Annotated in this window: 17 protein-coding genes; 7 read left to right on the plus strand and 10 right to left on the minus strand. The window is 68.8% G+C overall.

The window, feature by feature from the left end; all coding sequences use genetic code 11:
- Positions 1-108: 108 nt before the first annotated feature.
- The 6 genes from AB0J16_RS17085 to AB0J16_RS17110 form a co-directional block, all read right to left on the minus strand.
- Positions 109-405: an amidohydrolase family protein gene (locus AB0J16_RS17085; RefSeq protein WP_358539867.1), complete on the minus strand. Its 297-nt coding sequence runs from the start codon at positions 403-405 to the stop codon at positions 109-111.
- A 487-nt stretch (positions 406-892) separates the two neighbouring features.
- The gene (locus AB0J16_RS17090) at positions 893-1,555 is read right to left on the minus strand and encodes a hypothetical protein (RefSeq protein ID WP_358539871.1); all 663 of its coding nucleotides are present in this window, start codon (positions 1,553-1,555) and stop codon (positions 893-895) included.
- Between the two features lie 329 nt (positions 1,556-1,884).
- Entirely contained in the window at positions 1,885-2,394 is a 510-nt protein-coding gene (locus tag AB0J16_RS17095; RefSeq protein WP_358539873.1) for a hypothetical protein, read from the minus strand.
- A 2-nt stretch (positions 2,395-2,396) separates the two neighbouring features.
- A complete protein-coding gene (locus AB0J16_RS17100; protein ID WP_358539875.1) occupies positions 2,397-2,897 on the minus strand; it encodes a class I SAM-dependent methyltransferase in 501 nt (166 codons plus the stop codon).
- A complete protein-coding gene (locus tag AB0J16_RS17105) occupies positions 2,840-3,742 on the minus strand; it encodes a hypothetical protein (RefSeq protein WP_358539880.1) in 903 nt (300 codons plus the stop codon). Before AB0J16_RS17105 ends, AB0J16_RS17100 begins: the two co-directional genes overlap by 58 nt.
- A 15-nt stretch (positions 3,743-3,757) precedes the next feature.
- A complete protein-coding gene (locus AB0J16_RS17110) occupies positions 3,758-4,555 on the minus strand; it encodes a hypothetical protein (RefSeq protein WP_358539883.1) in 798 nt (265 codons plus the stop codon).
- Between the two features lie 135 nt (positions 4,556-4,690).
- Between AB0J16_RS17110 and AB0J16_RS17115 the strand changes: the two genes are divergently transcribed.
- The 3 genes from AB0J16_RS17115 to AB0J16_RS17125 all read left to right on the plus strand — a co-directional run bounded on the left by AB0J16_RS17115 (position 4,691) and on the right by AB0J16_RS17125 (position 6,862).
- Complete coding sequence (locus AB0J16_RS17115; RefSeq protein WP_358539886.1) at positions 4,691-6,058, plus strand: tetratricopeptide repeat protein; 1,368 nt, start codon at positions 4,691-4,693, stop codon at positions 6,056-6,058.
- Positions 6,059-6,071: 13 nt separating this feature from the next.
- A complete protein-coding gene (locus AB0J16_RS17120; RefSeq protein WP_358539889.1) occupies positions 6,072-6,554 on the plus strand; it encodes an NUDIX domain-containing protein in 483 nt (160 codons plus the stop codon).
- Positions 6,555-6,631: 77 nt separating this feature from the next.
- Positions 6,632-6,862 carry a cyclic-phosphate processing receiver domain-containing protein gene (locus AB0J16_RS17125; RefSeq protein WP_358540342.1) on the plus strand — a complete coding sequence of 77 codons (231 nt, stop codon included), beginning with the start codon at positions 6,632-6,634 and terminating at the stop codon, positions 6,860-6,862.
- A gap of 200 nt (positions 6,863-7,062) precedes the next feature.
- On the opposite strand, the gene AB0J16_RS17130 is transcribed toward AB0J16_RS17125, so the two are convergent.
- Complete coding sequence (locus AB0J16_RS17130) at positions 7,063-7,359, minus strand: amidohydrolase family protein (RefSeq protein WP_358539892.1); 297 nt, start codon at positions 7,357-7,359, stop codon at positions 7,063-7,065.
- A gap of 232 nt (positions 7,360-7,591) precedes the next feature.
- Here AB0J16_RS17130 and AB0J16_RS17135 point away from each other — a divergent pair, with 232 nt between their 5' ends.
- Positions 7,592-7,888: a hypothetical protein gene (locus AB0J16_RS17135; RefSeq protein WP_358539895.1), complete on the plus strand. Its 297-nt coding sequence runs from the start codon at positions 7,592-7,594 to the stop codon at positions 7,886-7,888.
- On the opposite strand, the gene AB0J16_RS17140 is transcribed toward AB0J16_RS17135, so the two are convergent.
- Positions 7,885-9,045 carry an FAD-dependent monooxygenase gene (locus AB0J16_RS17140; protein WP_358539898.1) on the minus strand — a complete coding sequence of 387 codons (1,161 nt, stop codon included), beginning with the start codon at positions 9,043-9,045 and terminating at the stop codon, positions 7,885-7,887. The two genes, AB0J16_RS17135 and AB0J16_RS17140, sit on opposite strands and share 4 nt — an antisense overlap.
- Positions 9,046-9,182: 137 nt before the next feature.
- Between AB0J16_RS17140 and AB0J16_RS17145 the strand changes: the two genes are divergently transcribed.
- Complete coding sequence (locus AB0J16_RS17145) at positions 9,183-10,412, plus strand: transposase (RefSeq protein WP_358539901.1); 1,230 nt, start codon at positions 9,183-9,185, stop codon at positions 10,410-10,412.
- Here the strand turns inward: AB0J16_RS17145 and AB0J16_RS17150 are convergent.
- Positions 10,395-10,988, minus strand: coding sequence for a TetR family transcriptional regulator (locus AB0J16_RS17150; RefSeq protein ID WP_358539904.1), 594 nt, complete (start codon positions 10,986-10,988; stop codon positions 10,395-10,397). The two genes, AB0J16_RS17145 and AB0J16_RS17150, sit on opposite strands and share 18 nt — an antisense overlap.
- A 71-nt stretch (positions 10,989-11,059) precedes the next feature.
- Between AB0J16_RS17150 and AB0J16_RS17155 the strand changes: the two genes are divergently transcribed.
- Positions 11,060-11,767, plus strand: coding sequence for an HD domain-containing protein (locus tag AB0J16_RS17155; RefSeq protein ID WP_358539907.1), 708 nt, complete (start codon positions 11,060-11,062; stop codon positions 11,765-11,767).
- Positions 11,768-11,803: 36 nt separating this feature from the next.
- Here the strand turns inward: AB0J16_RS17155 and AB0J16_RS17160 are convergent, their stop codons facing one another.
- Positions 11,804-12,514 carry an FCD domain-containing protein gene (locus AB0J16_RS17160; RefSeq protein ID WP_358539910.1) on the minus strand — a complete coding sequence of 237 codons (711 nt, stop codon included), beginning with the start codon at positions 12,512-12,514 and terminating at the stop codon, positions 11,804-11,806.
- Positions 12,515-12,704: 190 nt separating this feature from the next.
- Here AB0J16_RS17160 and AB0J16_RS17165 point away from each other — a divergent pair, with 190 nt between their 5' ends.
- Positions 12,705-14,312 carry an ABC transporter substrate-binding protein gene (locus AB0J16_RS17165; protein ID WP_358539913.1) on the plus strand — a complete coding sequence of 536 codons (1,608 nt, stop codon included), beginning with the start codon at positions 12,705-12,707 and terminating at the stop codon, positions 14,310-14,312.
- Positions 14,313-14,315 lie beyond the last annotated feature (3 nt).

The raw sequence follows: 14,315 nt of genomic DNA on the forward strand, positions 1-14,315 counted from the left end.
GCTTCTGGTCGACCCGGTGATTTCCCCCGCCAAAGTTCTGGCCTACGGGCAGGTGGTGGACGCTGTCCCGGCGCAGCAGGTCGGCGGCTGCGGCGGGCGGCCCGGCGGTCAGCCCGGGGTTTGGGACTGTCGTACGCCGCGGCGCCACACGTCGGCGATGGCGCGTGTGGCGGTGATGTCCTGGGTCGGGTCGCCGTCGACGAGCAGCAGGTCGGCGCGGAGGCCCGGGGCGATCCGGCCGCGGTCGGCGAGTCCGAAGCAGCGGGCCGGGACGCTGGTGGCGGCGGCGAGCGCCTGCTCGGCCGTCAGCCCGGCCCTGGTGAGCGTCAGCAGTTCGTGGTGCAGGCAGGCGCCGTGCGGAGGGCCGAAGGGCGTGCAGTCGGTGCCTGCCGGCAGGGGGGACACCGGCCCGGAAGAGGGCCAGGGCCGCGTGCGAGACGTTCGTCACGCCTCATGTAAGAACCGTCGAGAACACCAACTTGGACTCCTCCGAACGCAACGGTTCGACAACAACACGAGCACCTTCACGGCAAACACCCTGGAACCCCTGCAAGTCGATGACCAGCCACACAAATCCGCCCCGCATCACCATGACCAACCGCCCCGACCACACCAACCCGGCAGCCCCCAACCGCCCCACACGGCCGCCGTGCCACCCGATGGGACCGGGGCGAGAGTGACCGGCAACCGGCTGTCCAAAGCCCTGTCAGGCCTCCGCCATCACAGCCGCCCGCCGACCCGAACACGTCCCCCGTTCCTAGGCCCGGGAAGACCACGAGGCCCTGCCCGACTCGCCCGTACTTCGGACGGGTCGGACAGGGCCTCGAAGGCGTCCTGCGCCTATCCTTGCCCTCAAGGAGGGCCAGCCTGTTAAGCCCAGGCTGGACCTCCCCTAAGACGCCAGCAGCCGCATCGTCTCCCCGGACGCCTCCTTCGCGGGTTCGGGGAGGGCGAGGTCAGCCCACACGAGATGGCCGAGCGCGTCACTCCCGCACGCACCGATAGCGACCGCGAGCTCGGCGACGATCGCCAGCCCGCGCCCCCCGAGCGCGACCCCGGCCAGGTCCTCCAGCCCGGCCGGGCCTTCGAGATCGCTGAGGTCGTCGTCCAGAGTCGGCTGGTGCGAGCAGGGGGAGGATGCTCCGATCAGCCACCCGGCCCCGCCGAGGTCAGCGACCCCGACCCGCGCCAGGGTGCCGAAGGCCAGCTCCACACCGAACCAACCGCCCGGCTGACCCGAACGCGTGTAGAGCACCGAGTTGTTCGCGAGCTCATCGATCACCAGGCCCGCGTCATCCTCGCGGCCGGTACCAGTGAACAACTCCTCCACCAGCTTGCGTGCATTGCGGACCTGCTCGGGCACACCCGGAAAGGTGTAGCGGAACACCCCGGGCGGAGCCGACGCCCGCCATTCCTTCGCCGAGGCGCTCGTGGTCGTGTTGTGCATGTTGCCTTCCTTGTCGGGGTCTCGGCCGCCGGGCGGCGGCTGGGGGATCATGCGTCTGCCCGTCATCGCGGACGACCGGGCGGACGGCAGAGTGAGGGGCGCGGTCATCGGGATCTCCTCCCATGCTTACGGCCCTTGCGGGCCTGGGTTCGCCCAGCCGGGCGGCTGTGCCGCCCGGCTGGGCGTGATCACGTTGTCGCGGCCGGTCCCTGGATTGACGACCACCATGCCGCCAGAGGTCAAGCCCGTCCCGCCTGCGCCCCGTGTCCATCCACGATCGAGGTCGGCGAGCGGTTTCAAGGAGCGGCATCTCATCCGGGGCGGCTCAACCGGAGGAAAGGCGACCATGTCAGTGGCTTCGTGTCAGCCGAGCCGTCAGGCGCGGGTTCCCCATGGCGGACATATCCATATCTCCGATTGCGTGAGCGTGGGCGTCGTTATCCGGTCTTGCTGAGACCACTCTTTTCAAGGTCCGCGATAGTCAGCCCGATGTAGGGGTCCGGCTGGATCAGGATCGTAAGGACTCTGGCTTCGGTACGGTCGCGAGCCCAGCTGTGATCGGCGGGCGTGAAGTCGTCGTCAATCCAGATGAGCGGCTGATCGGTGAAGAGCTCGGTGATGGTGTCGCGTTTCCAGAGGTAGCCGTCGGGGTGGCTGGTGGTGAGGGGTAGGCGGGGAAGGTCGATGTGGTCCCAGATCGGCAGGCCGAGGCGAGTGCCGATAAGGGGCGCGGCGTCGGCGCGCCAGCTGGTGCACCACAAGGGGGTCAGGCCGTATCTGGTCGCTAGGTCGAGGACGAGGCTGCCGGTGGCGGGGTTGAGCCAGATCTTGACCGGGTCTTCGTAGCCGGTGGGGGCGACGTGGTGGGTGTGGAAGCCGGTGGGGGTCTGGCCGTTGGGGCTGGGGAAGGGGATGTGGACGCCGTCGATGTCGCATAGCAGGTGCATGGTCAGCTCCTGGTGTAGATGAGGACCAGGTCCGTGGTGTCGGTGGCGCGCAGGGTGAGGGCGAACCGTCCGCCGGGTCGAAGGACGCGGGCGGTCGCGGTCAGGAGCGGGCCGGGCTCGGTGGGTTCGAGGAAGGAGAACGCGCCGAAGATCGAGAGGCAGAGGTCGACGGAGGCAGGCGGGAGGGAGCGGAGGTGGCTGGTGGCGTCGGCACGGACGAAGGCGAGTCCGGGATGCTCTCCGTAGAAGGAACGGGCGCGCTCGATCTTGTGGCGGTCGTGGTCGACGCCGACCGCTTCGGCGTGGTGGTAGGCGGCGAGGTGGGCGAGGTTATGCCCGCTGCCGCAGCCGAGTTCGATGACCCGCTTCCCCGCCAGATCGCCGAAGACGTCCGGAGGGGGTCCGACCCCGTTGGCGCGGGTCCATTCGAACCGGCCGCGGACGGTCAGGCGCGGAGGAGGAGTGCGGCTTCGGTGAGATGGCGGGAGATGGCGGAGATCCATGCGTCTTCGGCTCCTTCGGCCCACCCGATGACGAGTTGGTGGGTGAACCAGTCGGCGACCCAGACACGGTGCCAACCCAGTGCCCAGCGGGCCGCGATCAAGCCGCCTCGGCTGACCGCCGCCGCCTCGGAGCCGCCGGCCGCGATGTAGGAGGTGATGAGCTCGCCGAGCTTGGCTGGGTCGGGAGCGTCGATGGTGCCGTGCCAGGAGGCCAAGTCGAGCAAGCCGGGCCCGCGGAAGGCTCGAGCGAAGTCGAGCAGGTACGTCTCGGTGCCGGTGGGGTAGACGGAGGTCGGGTGCCATTCGGAGTGGCAGAGCCCGTACGGTGCGAGTTCGGCTCCAGCCGCGCGATCGTCGGCCACCTTCGCCAAAGCATCCGCCGTCCCGATCAGGGCGCCGAGGTCATGGCGGGCGCGGTTGTGCTGGTTGAGGCGTGCGTGAATCTTCTCGGGCATCGCCGCCAGGCTCTGTTCATCCACGAACGGCAGGTCCTTGGTGTCGGTGACTTCGTGGACGCGGACGGCCAGTGCCGCGCCTTCGGCTTCGGTCACCGCGCGCGTCGCCGGGCCGAGGTCGGTCAGCAGCATTCCCAACAGCTCGGGCGTTTGGTCGACTGCGAGGCGTGCCGGGACAGGCAGACCCCCTTGCTCGGCGACGTCCAGGGCGTGGTGCTCAGCGGCGAAGGGGCTTTCGGCGTACTTGAACACCACCGAGGTGCCGTCGGCCATATGGAGGCGTTCCACGCCGGAGCGTGCCCAGACGCGGATCTCCTCGCGTTCGGCCGGCCCCTGCCCAAGGGCGTCCAGCAGCCGGGCTAGCAGAACGTCTACCTCGATGGTGTCCAAGGTCCTGGGCCTTCCTTATCGAGCGGTGGGGACGCGGCAGGCTTCGACGGCCGCGATCCAGCTGTTCTTCATGGTTGCGAGCTCGGTCCGGAACTTCTCCAGCGGAGCGCCGTATGGGACGACCGCGCCGCCGGTCTGGTTCGGGACGGACTGGCAGCCGTGCACGAGGCGTCCGCCCAGGGCGGTGTGGGCGCGGACCAGCTCCAGGCGACGGGCCTCGTTGAACCAGCCGCCGTGGTAGACCTCATCCAGCATGTCGCCTTCGGCGTCGGTCAGGTCGAACACCGCGCGGGTGGTGGAGTTGAAGAACCAGGCCGGGCCGATGTTGGAGATCTCGCCGGTCAGCTCGACCTTGTTGAGCGCCATGAACGTGCCCGTCTGGCGGAGCATCGTCAGGTGTTCCTCAGTGATCTCGGGCATGCCGAGGTCAGCGAGGTGTGCGGCGCGGAAGACGTACCGGTACACCTCGTACCCGATCTGCAGGACGGTCGAGGCGTCGCTGGTGGGGGTGGCGTTGGCGCGGATGTAGTCCAGCGCTATCTGCTCCAGCGAGGTGTCGGGGGTCTCGCGGATGTCGAGTATGTCGCGCTGTACCCGCGGCCAGGGGATGACGAGCCAGGTGTGGTTGGTGAACTTGAAGAAGTACTCCTCGGGGTCGAGGGTGATGCGGTGGCCGTCCACGGTGATGCCGGGGATGCGGTTCCAGCGCGGGTCGAACGCCTCGGGCAACTCGACGTTGATCTCGGGGACGCGGTCCCTCGGGTGCTTTCGCTCTACACCCGTGACGACGTCGAGGCCGGTCAGAGCGGTCATCGATCTTCTCCTTCCGCGGACGCGTTCTCACGCTCCGTATTTGAACTGCTGCTAACAGTGGCCGTTCTATGGGCAGGGCCGCTATGGTCGAAGGAGTCGCAGGGCGTTTAATCGGTTTATCCATAGGGAGTTCCGATGGCGAGGCCCCCTGGCCAGCGCTTCCCGAATGACCGGCTGCGGGAGATGATCTCGGCTTCCGGTCTGGGCTATGAAGGAGTCGCTCGCGCCGTCGTGCGTGTCGCTGCGGAGAACGGCGAAGCGCTGCGCACCAACAAGTCGGCCATCGCGCACTGGGTGGCGGGCATCGAGCCGGGTGAACGCACCATCGGCTACCTCGTCGAAGCACTCTCGCGCCGCGCCGGGCGTCCGGTGACCCGACAGCAACTTGGCTTCCTCACCGATGAACCGGCAGCGCTTGAGGGTCCAGAGCCCATCGAGACCGCGACCCTTCTTGGCAGAACCGACGTCGAGAACGGGGGCTACCTCGCCACGGCCGTCTACACCGCCGCCCAATTGAGGATGCCTCTCGACTACGACGCCGAGGCGGTGAGCAGGCTCCTCCGGGCGCGCACCGGACTGGCCCGAGTCGGTGCGGCTGAGGTTGCTGTCGTCCGGCAGATCACCAAGGCGTTCGGCGCGGCCGACGAACGGCTCGGCGGAGGACACGGGCTTTCCACTGTCGCGTCCTACCTTTCCGACACCGTCGCCCCCACGCTGTCGGGACGCTTCGCCGACGAAGCAACACGACGTGACGCGTTCAGCGCCGCAGCCGAACTTGCCTGGCTGCTCGGATGGAAGCACCACGACCTCGGTCACGAGGGCGCTGCACAGCGGTATTACCTCACCGGCTTCCAACTGGCGGTCGAGGCCGACCCCGTCGCCCACGCCGCCTGGATGATGCGAGCGATCGCCCACCAGGCGCTCAGCTTGAAGGAATGCCACCACAGCCGAGATCTCATCGAAGCCGCTCTGAAGCGAGCCGAAGGCCGCTGCGACGGCGCGACCGAGGCGCTCCTGCACATCACCCACGCGAGGTCGAGCGCGGCACTCGGGGAGAAGGCCCGCGCCGCACGTGCACTTCTCGCGGCTGAGGATGCCCTGACCCGTCAGACAGATCCCCAGCCCTCTTACTCGCTGCTCATGGGACCAGCCTTGGGAGCCGTCGACTCCCACACCGCGAGAACCCTGACCGAGATCGGCGATCACCTCGGCACCGAGGCCCGCCACCGGGCGGCCTTCACCTCGTGGGACCCCATCTCCTACCCGCGCGTTCACCTGCTCACCCACATGGACCTCGGCGACTGCCTCGTCGCTCAAGCACGAGCAGACGAAGCGATCGGAGCCTGGAGCCAGGCGCTTGACCTCGCAGAAGGGATGACGTCGGGCCGCAGCAGGACCGCTCTAGCGGGAATCCGCCCGACCCTCGCCGTCTACAAACACCGAGGCGTCCCCGGAGCAGCCCTGCTGGAACAGCGCATCCGGCAGGCGGCCACCGCCGCATGAAAGGATCGCATCCATGCCCACGCCCGGCACCGCCCTGCCACCCGCACTCGAAGCGCACACCCTCCTGGTCGCCGCCGTCATCGTCCACGATCAGGAGCAGGAACGGGTATTGCTCATCCGGCGAGGACGCCAAGCGAAGTTCGCTCCCGACCATTGGGACCTCCCCGTCGGCAAGACGGGTAAGGGCGAAGTGATCACCCAGACCGCAGTCCGCGAACTCAAGGAGGAAACCGGTCTGGTCGTGGACCCCGCCGACCTCCGCGTTGCCGGTCTGATTCACTGCTCCTGGGGCGTCGAGGCACCGAACGGCTTCGTCACCGTCGTCTTCGTTGCCAGCGCTTGGAGCGGCGACCCCTTCAACGCCGAACCAGACAAACACGGCGACGTCGTGTGGCATCCGGTTGACGAAGTGCCAGAGGCATTCGTGTCGACCACCCGGACCGCATTGATCAACTACCTCAACAGCGGTCCCATGGTGACCACCGAAGGCTTCTGATTTCGGAACCGCTCATCCTCGGCATCGATGATCTGCGGCCGCTGCCCCGGGCTTCGCGGGTCGCCCGCACCAGCGAACTGCTCCAGGAACACCGCGACGGCTTCATCGACGAACTCTGGCTCGACCACGACCTGGGCGGCGACGACAGCATCATGCCTGTCGTGACGCTCTTGGAGGAGGCGGCCTTCAACGGGCAGCCCTTCCATATCGGAGCGATCTTCGTCCACAGCGCCAACCCGATCGGTGCGGAGACGGTCGTCCGCGTCCTTGCACGGTGGCACTACCGCGTCCTACGAGCAGTTGCCTGAATCGACTGAGCCGCCCGCTTGTCAGCGTCATGGAAACCAGGCTGGCCCAGTCCTCTGCGCCCTGTATCGTCCACCGTCCTGACCTTGCGATCGATCACCTCTGGAAGGGGGGTAGCGCTCGTGTCCGGTGGAAGCGAAACGACGACCCTCTTCGACGGCCTAGAGCTCCTGATCCCCGACCGCGCGAAGTGGCCGGGCGGTCAGGCCGGAGTTTGGGACTGTCGTACGCCGCGGCGCCACACGTCGGCGATGGCGCGTGTGGCGGTGATGTCCTGGGTCGGGTCGCCGTCGACGAGCAGCAGGTCGGCGCGGAGGCCCGGGGCGATCCGGCCGCGGTCGGCGAGTCCGAAGCAGCGGGCCGGGACGCTGGTGGCGGCGGCGAGCGCCTGCTCGGCCGTCAGCCCGGCCCTGGTGAGCGTCAGCAGTTCGTGGTGCAGGCCGGCGCCGTGCGGAGGGCCGAAGGGCGTGCAGTCGGTGCCTGCCGGCAGGGGGGACACCGGCCCGGAAGAGGGCCAGGGCCGCGTGCGAGGCGTTGGTCGCGCCTGTGGAATGCAGGGGAATGTCGCTGAACTCCCGGTTCAAGGTGGCCTTCGACCGCTCCGGCATCCGGGACGCGCCCCGCTCGTCCCGCAGGAGTCGTCGACCGCGATCTTCAGGTAGTCGGCGCCCTCCGCCAGCCGGGCCTCCACGAACGCCTTGGCCTGGCCGGAGTCGGCGATCGTGGCGTCCGTGCCCAGGGCCTTTAAGTACGTCGGGAGTCATGATCTGGGTCGGGTGCCCGCCGGGCGCGGTGGCGATGACGCTGGAGCTGCGCAGGTCGGCGACGTCATCGCGCTCGGCGGCCTGCCGGCGCTGTGCGGCCAGCGGGGGCGGCAGGTTGTTCAGGTCGAGCTCGGTGGTGACGCCGAACCGCAGCGCCTCGGCGAGGTCGCCCTCGAAGACGTGCGCGTGCGCGTCGATCAGTCCGGAGAGCAGGGTCTTCCCGGCGCCGTCGAGCACGATGTCGACGGGGCCGCCGATGTCTAGGAGATGATGGCGCTCTGTTTCCCCGCCACCGCTGCCGTCACATAGCGATCGAGAAGCGGCAGCCGGGCCAGGTGGAGGGCGGCTCTGCGGGCCAGCAGCTGCCAGCGCGCCTCCGGCACGAACCAGCGGACACCCTTGCGCCCCACCTCCTGCTTTTCCGCCACAACCGGGCGCAGCACCCGCTCGTACTCGGCCAGGGCGGACTCGATCGACGGCGCTGTCGAGAGGCGGTCGGCGAGGATGTAGGCGCCCGCGATCGCGAGCGAGGCGCCCTGACCGGCCACCACCGACACCGCCTGGCAGGCGTCCCCGATGAGCGTCACCCGGTCGCGGCTCCACTGCGGCAGCTCCACCTGGGCGACCTGGTCGTAGTACATCTGCGCTGCGGGTGGGCAGGCGGCCAGGGCGCGAGGGGCGAGCCAGCCCAGTGACGCGTACTCCTGGAGGACTCGCTCGCGGGGGTCGGCGGGCAGGGTGCGGTCGTCCGTGCGGTGGACGGCGAAGACGGCGACCTGGTCGCCGCGCAGGGCGTAGAAGCCGAGTTGCCTGGTCATCGTGTCGGTCAGCGTCAACTGCCCGGCCACCTCGGCCCGGACCTCCGGGTCCGTGAAGGTCCACGCGGCCGTGTGGAAGCCGAGGTGGCGCAGGAAGTCGCGCTCCTCGCCGAACACCAGGCCGCGGACCGTCGAGTGGATGCCGTCGGCGCCCACCAGGAGGTCGGCCTCCAGAGTGTCGCCGCCGACGGTCACCCGGACGCCGTCCGGGTGGTTCTCGACGCCGGTGAGCGCGGCGCCGTAGCGGAGGTCGACGCGCTCGGAGAGGTGTTCGCGCAGGGATCGTTCGAGGTCGGGGCGCATGATGCTGATCAGGCGGCCGTTTACGACCTTGGCGAACTGGTCGAAGCCGAGCCCGGCGCGGCGGCGGCCCTCCTCGTCGCGGTACGTCATCTCCGTGACCGTGTAGCCCACCTCCTGGAGGCGAGGCAGTACGCCCATGGCCTCCGCGGCGTCGAATCCCGGACCGAAGAAGTCGATCATGTAGCCCTGGGGTCGGGGGCCGGGGGACCGCTCCAGCACCACCACGTCCCAGCCGATGGCGTCGAGGCGCTGGGCCAGGGCCAGCCCGCCGATGCCGGCACCGCAGATCACAGCTTTCATCTGAATGGTGACGCGGAGACCCGGTCCTTCAGGGCCGGGAGGAAGCGCCACCCCTCCTTTCGAAAACAGTATGGAAAGACTCGGTCACGTTCGGTAATGTGCACGGTGGGTGATGGCGCTGTGACAGGAGGTGTGCGATGGCGATCCGCCGCTCCACCACCAAACGCCACGGCCTGCCCACGATCGTGCAGCTCCGACTCACACCCGCACCGGCCCAAGCTGAGGCGCTGGCGGCGGCGGTGCTGTTGTGCAATCAGGCGGCCACCGTCGTCTCCCGCCTGGCCTTCCAGCACCACACTTTCGCCGTGCTGGAGTTGCATCGATTGGCCTACTACGAGGTGCGGGCGCAGGTGTCTGGGCTCGGCGCGCAAGCGGCCGTGCGGGCGATCGCCCGGGTCGCGGGCGCGTATGCCAACCGGCGCGCCAGCAAGAAACGCGCCCACATCTTCCGGCCGCAGGGCGCCGTCCCCTATGACGCCCGGCTGATGAGTTTCAACCGGGATGCCCGGACGGTGTCGTTGTGGACTCCCACCGGCCGTGTCACCGTGCCGTACGTTGGCTGGCCGGAAGACCTCAAAGCCATCGAGGCGCTGCCGATGGGGGAGGCCGCCCTGATCTACCGGCGCGGGGTGTGGCTGCTGCACGTAGCGCTCACTCTGCCCAAGCCAGCGGTGCGTGAGCCCGTCCACGGCTTCATTGGGGTGGATCAAGGCGTGGCGAACCTGGCTGTCACCTCCGACCGGGTGGTGCTGCCCGGCCCGGCACTGACCGGGCCGATCGGCGGCAACAGCCACGTTCGCACCCTGCGGGAGCGGCGACACCGCCAACGCCGACGCCTGCAGAAGAAGGGCACTGCTGCGGCGCGGCGGGTGCTGCGCCGCCTTGCCGGGCGTGAGCACCGGATGATGACCGACCTCAACCACCAGATCAGCACGTTCGTGGTGCGTGAAGCCGAACGCACCGGCCGTGGGGTGGCCCTGGAGGATTTGCAGGGTATCCGCGGGCGGGTAAGGGCTCATCGGTTCCAGCGGCGCACCCTGCACGGCTGGGCGTTCGCCCAGCAGATCGCCTTCACCCGCTACAAGGCCGCCCGGACCGGGATCGCCTTCGTCCTGGTCGACCCCGACTACACCTCGCAGGCATGTCCGGACTGCGGGTACATCAGCCGGGCGAATCGGCCGGCGCGGGGACGGTTCGTCTGCACCAGGTGTGGCCTCGCTGGGCACGCCGACCACATCGCGGCCCGCAACATCGCCACACGCGGCATAGCGGGCTGGGCTGCCATCAACCAGCCACACGCTACCGGCCTCCCCTCACCCAGACGGGACCGCGAGAGCAAACCCCCAGCTTCATCCGGTGGTAGTTGATGAGAGTTCCCTTCTGTCGAGGAGCCGTCTGAGTACGGGGGCGACGGCCGGGGCGGTCAGGTCGGGAGTGAAGGCCCGGTGCAGCATGAGGCCGTCGATGGCGGCGGCGACCACCGCCGCCGTCTGGTCCGGCGCCGCCACGCCCTGGGCGGCCAGTCGCGAGGCCAGCCGGTCGCGGAAGGCGGCGATCACCTCGGCCAGCGACCGGCGCAGCGTCTCGTCGCGGGTGGCCGCCAGGTACGTCTCGGTGAACAGCAGCGACATGGGGTCGCGGCCGTCGTGCTCGTCCAGCGTGGCGAGCATGAGGTCCAGTGCTTCCTCCGCCGTGCCGGCCTGCTCCAGCAGCGGGCCCATCCCCTCGACCAGGCCCCGCATCGTGCCGATGGCGGCCTCCGTGAGCAGCGCGTGCACCGAGGAGAAGTGGTAGTGCACCAGTCCGGGCGTCACCCCGGCGCGCTCGGCGAGCATCCGCGTGCTCACCGCCGACCAGCCGCGCTCGGCGATCAGTTCCGCGGCCACGCGCAGCAGCCGCCCGCGCACCTCGCGGCCCTGGTCCGCCGCCTTGGGTCCGGGCATGGATTCCTCCGTTTGGACGTACGCCCTGGGCGATCGACCAAGGCGTTTGACCAGAGGATAGCATCCGAGGCATGACTGAGATCTTCACGAGCTGGAAATCCTGGCGGGACGCCGAGCAACCGCTGGCCGCGGCACTGCCGGGGGAGACGGTCGCGGTGCTGGAGGAGGCCGTGGCCTTCGCCGAACTGCGGCACGGAGATCAGTTGCGGCCGACCGGCGTGCCCTACCTGGAGCATCTGCTGGAGGCGTTGGAGGTCGCGGTGCGCGGGGCGGGGGTGCGTGACCCGGACGTGCTGGTGGCGATCGTGCTGCACGACGTGGTCGAGGACACCCCGTGCACCCGCGCGGAGATCGCCGAACGGTTCGGAGAGCACGTCGCCGAGCTGGTCGCGTGGGTGACCAAGCCCGACGTGGCGGCCTCACAAGATAAGTCCGACGTGGCCGCCCCACAGGATAAGCCCGACGTGACCGCCGGGCAGGATGAGCCCGACGTGACCGCCGGGCAGGACGAAGCAGCGGCGAGGGCGGCGGCGAAGGCGGCGGTGAAGGCGGCCTACCTGCGGGGGTTGGCGGAAGCGCCGCCGCAGGCCGTGCTGGTCAAGCTGGCCGATCGGGTGAGCAACGTGCAGGAGCTGCACCGGGTGCCGGTGGACTTCCAGCGGCGATACCACCGGGAGACGGTGGAGCACATCATGCCGCTGGCGGCGACGTCACCGTGGTTCGCCCGCTGGTTCGCCGACTGGCGGGACGACTGGCGGGCCTTCGAATCCCCCGAGTAGACCCCGAGCAGACCCCGAGACCCTGAGTAGACCTCGTCAGCGGGTGTGCAGGCGGGCCAACCGGTTGCGGACGCCGTCGAAGTGGGCGAAGACCGCCGCCACTGCCGCGGTCTTGTCGCTGGCCTGCACGGCCGTGTAGATGTCGCGGTGCCGCTTGGCCACGTCGGCCGGGGGCTCGTCGGGCGTGCCGAGCTGGTCACGCAGCTGGTGGTAGACGTCCCAGAACGCCCCGAGCAGCTGGCTGACCAGCGGGTTGCCGAGCGGGCGGTAGAGCAGGTCATGGAAGAGCCGGTCCGTCTCCGGTGACACGTCGCCGACCAGCGCCTCGCTCTCCATGCGGGCCATCACGTCGGCCACCGGTGTCAGGTCGGCCTCGGGGCCCAGGTCGATGAGCCGCTGGACCAGGCCGGCCTCCAGGATCTCGCGGATCTCGGTGAGGTGGGTGAGGTGGCTCTTGCCGTCCTGGAGGGTGATGCGGCTGTGGAAGGCCAGCTCGTCGACCAGCCCGGCCAGCGACATCCGGCCCACGAACATGCCGAAGCCGTGGCGGATGTCGACGATCCCGACGGCCTGGAGCGCTTTGAGCGCCTCCCGGACGGAGTTGCGGCTGACCTGGAGCTCTTCCATGAGCTCGGTTTCGGTGGGCAGGGGATCACCCGCCACGAGCCCGCGCCGGAGGATGAGCTCTTTGACGCCCTCCTGAGCCTCGACGGCACGGCTGGGCCGCGGGCGCGGGACAGTGGTCATGAAAAATCCCTTCGTCGTAAGCGCTTAGGTAACATTCCGGAAATCTCCTGTTGACCTCAACCGGGTCCGGCCCATAGCGTCCACCCTACGCACAACATAGGACATGGGATGTCCCACGTTCTACATTAGGACCGTAATGAAGCGGCCTAATGCGGATCGCAGGATCTGCACCAACCCCCAGGAGGCATCCGTGAGCTCTGAGTTCAGCCGCCGTGATTTCCTGCGCTACAGCGGGGCCACGGGTGCGGCGGCGTTCATCGCCACCACCCTCGCCGCCTGCTCGGGTGGCCCGGCCTCGACCGGCTCGGTCGGCGCCGGATCCAACAAGGACCTGATCACCGCCGTCATCGGCTATGGCAACGACCAGAGCTGGGATCCGACGCAGACGGCCTCGGCCTTCGCGATGGCCGGCATCCAGCACGTCTACGAGGGCCTGCTCGACACCGACCCGATCACCCGCGAGCCGTTCCCGGCGCTGGCGACCGCGCTGCCGACGGATCTGAACGCCACCTCGTGGAAGTTCACCCTCCGCGACGGCGCGAAGTGGCACGACGGCCAGCCGGTGACCGCCGACGACGTGGTCTTCACCTTCCAGCGCATCCTCGACCCGGAAGCCAACGTGCTGACCGGCAACTTCTTCAAGTCCTGGCTCCAGGAAGTGAAGAAGATCGATGACAAGAACGTCGAGCTGGTCTTCAAGTTCGCCTTCCCCGACGCGGCGCCCAGGCTGACCATCGCCAAGATCATGCCCAAGCACGTCTTCAGCCAGCCGGGCGCCTGGGACCAGGCCAAGACCGGCAAGGCCGTCGGCTCGGGGCCGTACAAGCAGACCGCGCACAACCCCAAGAGCAACACCACCTTCGAGGCGTTCGCCGACTACAACGGGCCGCGCCCGGCGACCGTCAAGAAGATGAACTGGCTGACGATCGTGGACGCGGCGGCCCGCGTCGCGAAGATCTCCGGCGGCTCGGCCGAGGCGCAGATCGCCGACAACATCCCGTACGCCAACGTCGAGCAGCTCAAGCAGCAGGGGCTGAGCGTCGAGGGCGGGGCGGGGATGAACCACATGTTCCTGATGTTCAACACTGGGACCAAGCCGTTCGACGACGTCCGCGTACGCCAGGCGCTGCACTACGCCATCGACAAGAAGAAGCTGATCGACGTGGCCCTCAAGGGGCACGGCACCGCCTCCAGCTCCTTCCTCAACGAGGGCCACCCCGACCACAAGCGGGCCTCGGTCGTCTACGACTACGACCAGGAGAAGGCCAAGGCGCTGCTCAAAGAGGCGGGCGTGACCAACCTGACGGTCAACCTGATGGCCGTCAACGTGAGCTGGATCGCCGACTGCCTGCCGACCATCGCCGCCTCCTGGGAGGCGATCGGCGTCAAGACGACGCTGGAGCCGCAGGACACGGCCGCGCTGTTCGCCAAGATGGACCAGTTCCAGGACTACCAGGTGGTCGCGGCGGCCTCGAACCCCAACCAGTTCGGCATGGACGCCGACCTGATCATGCGCTACAACTTCGTGGCCGGCGGCCTGTGGATGAAGTACAGCCACTGGGGTGACAGCAAGGACGCCAAGACCCTGTTCAGTCAGATGGACGAGGCCACCAAAGAGCCCGACAAGGCGGCCAAGACCGCGAAGGTTCAGAAATATCTGGATCTCATCGCCGAGCAGGCGGTCCTCTACCCCGTCGTCCACACCGAGCTGATGACCGCCTGGGACCCGAAGAAGCTGACCGGGATCCGCGCGCAGGCATACCCGGGCATCAACGTCCTCCAGGCCAAGCGCACCTGAGCC

Origin of the sequence: Nonomuraea sp. NPDC049750, assembly GCF_040659625.1 — a bacterium.
Classification (GTDB): domain Bacteria; phylum Actinomycetota; class Actinomycetes; order Streptosporangiales; family Streptosporangiaceae; genus Nonomuraea.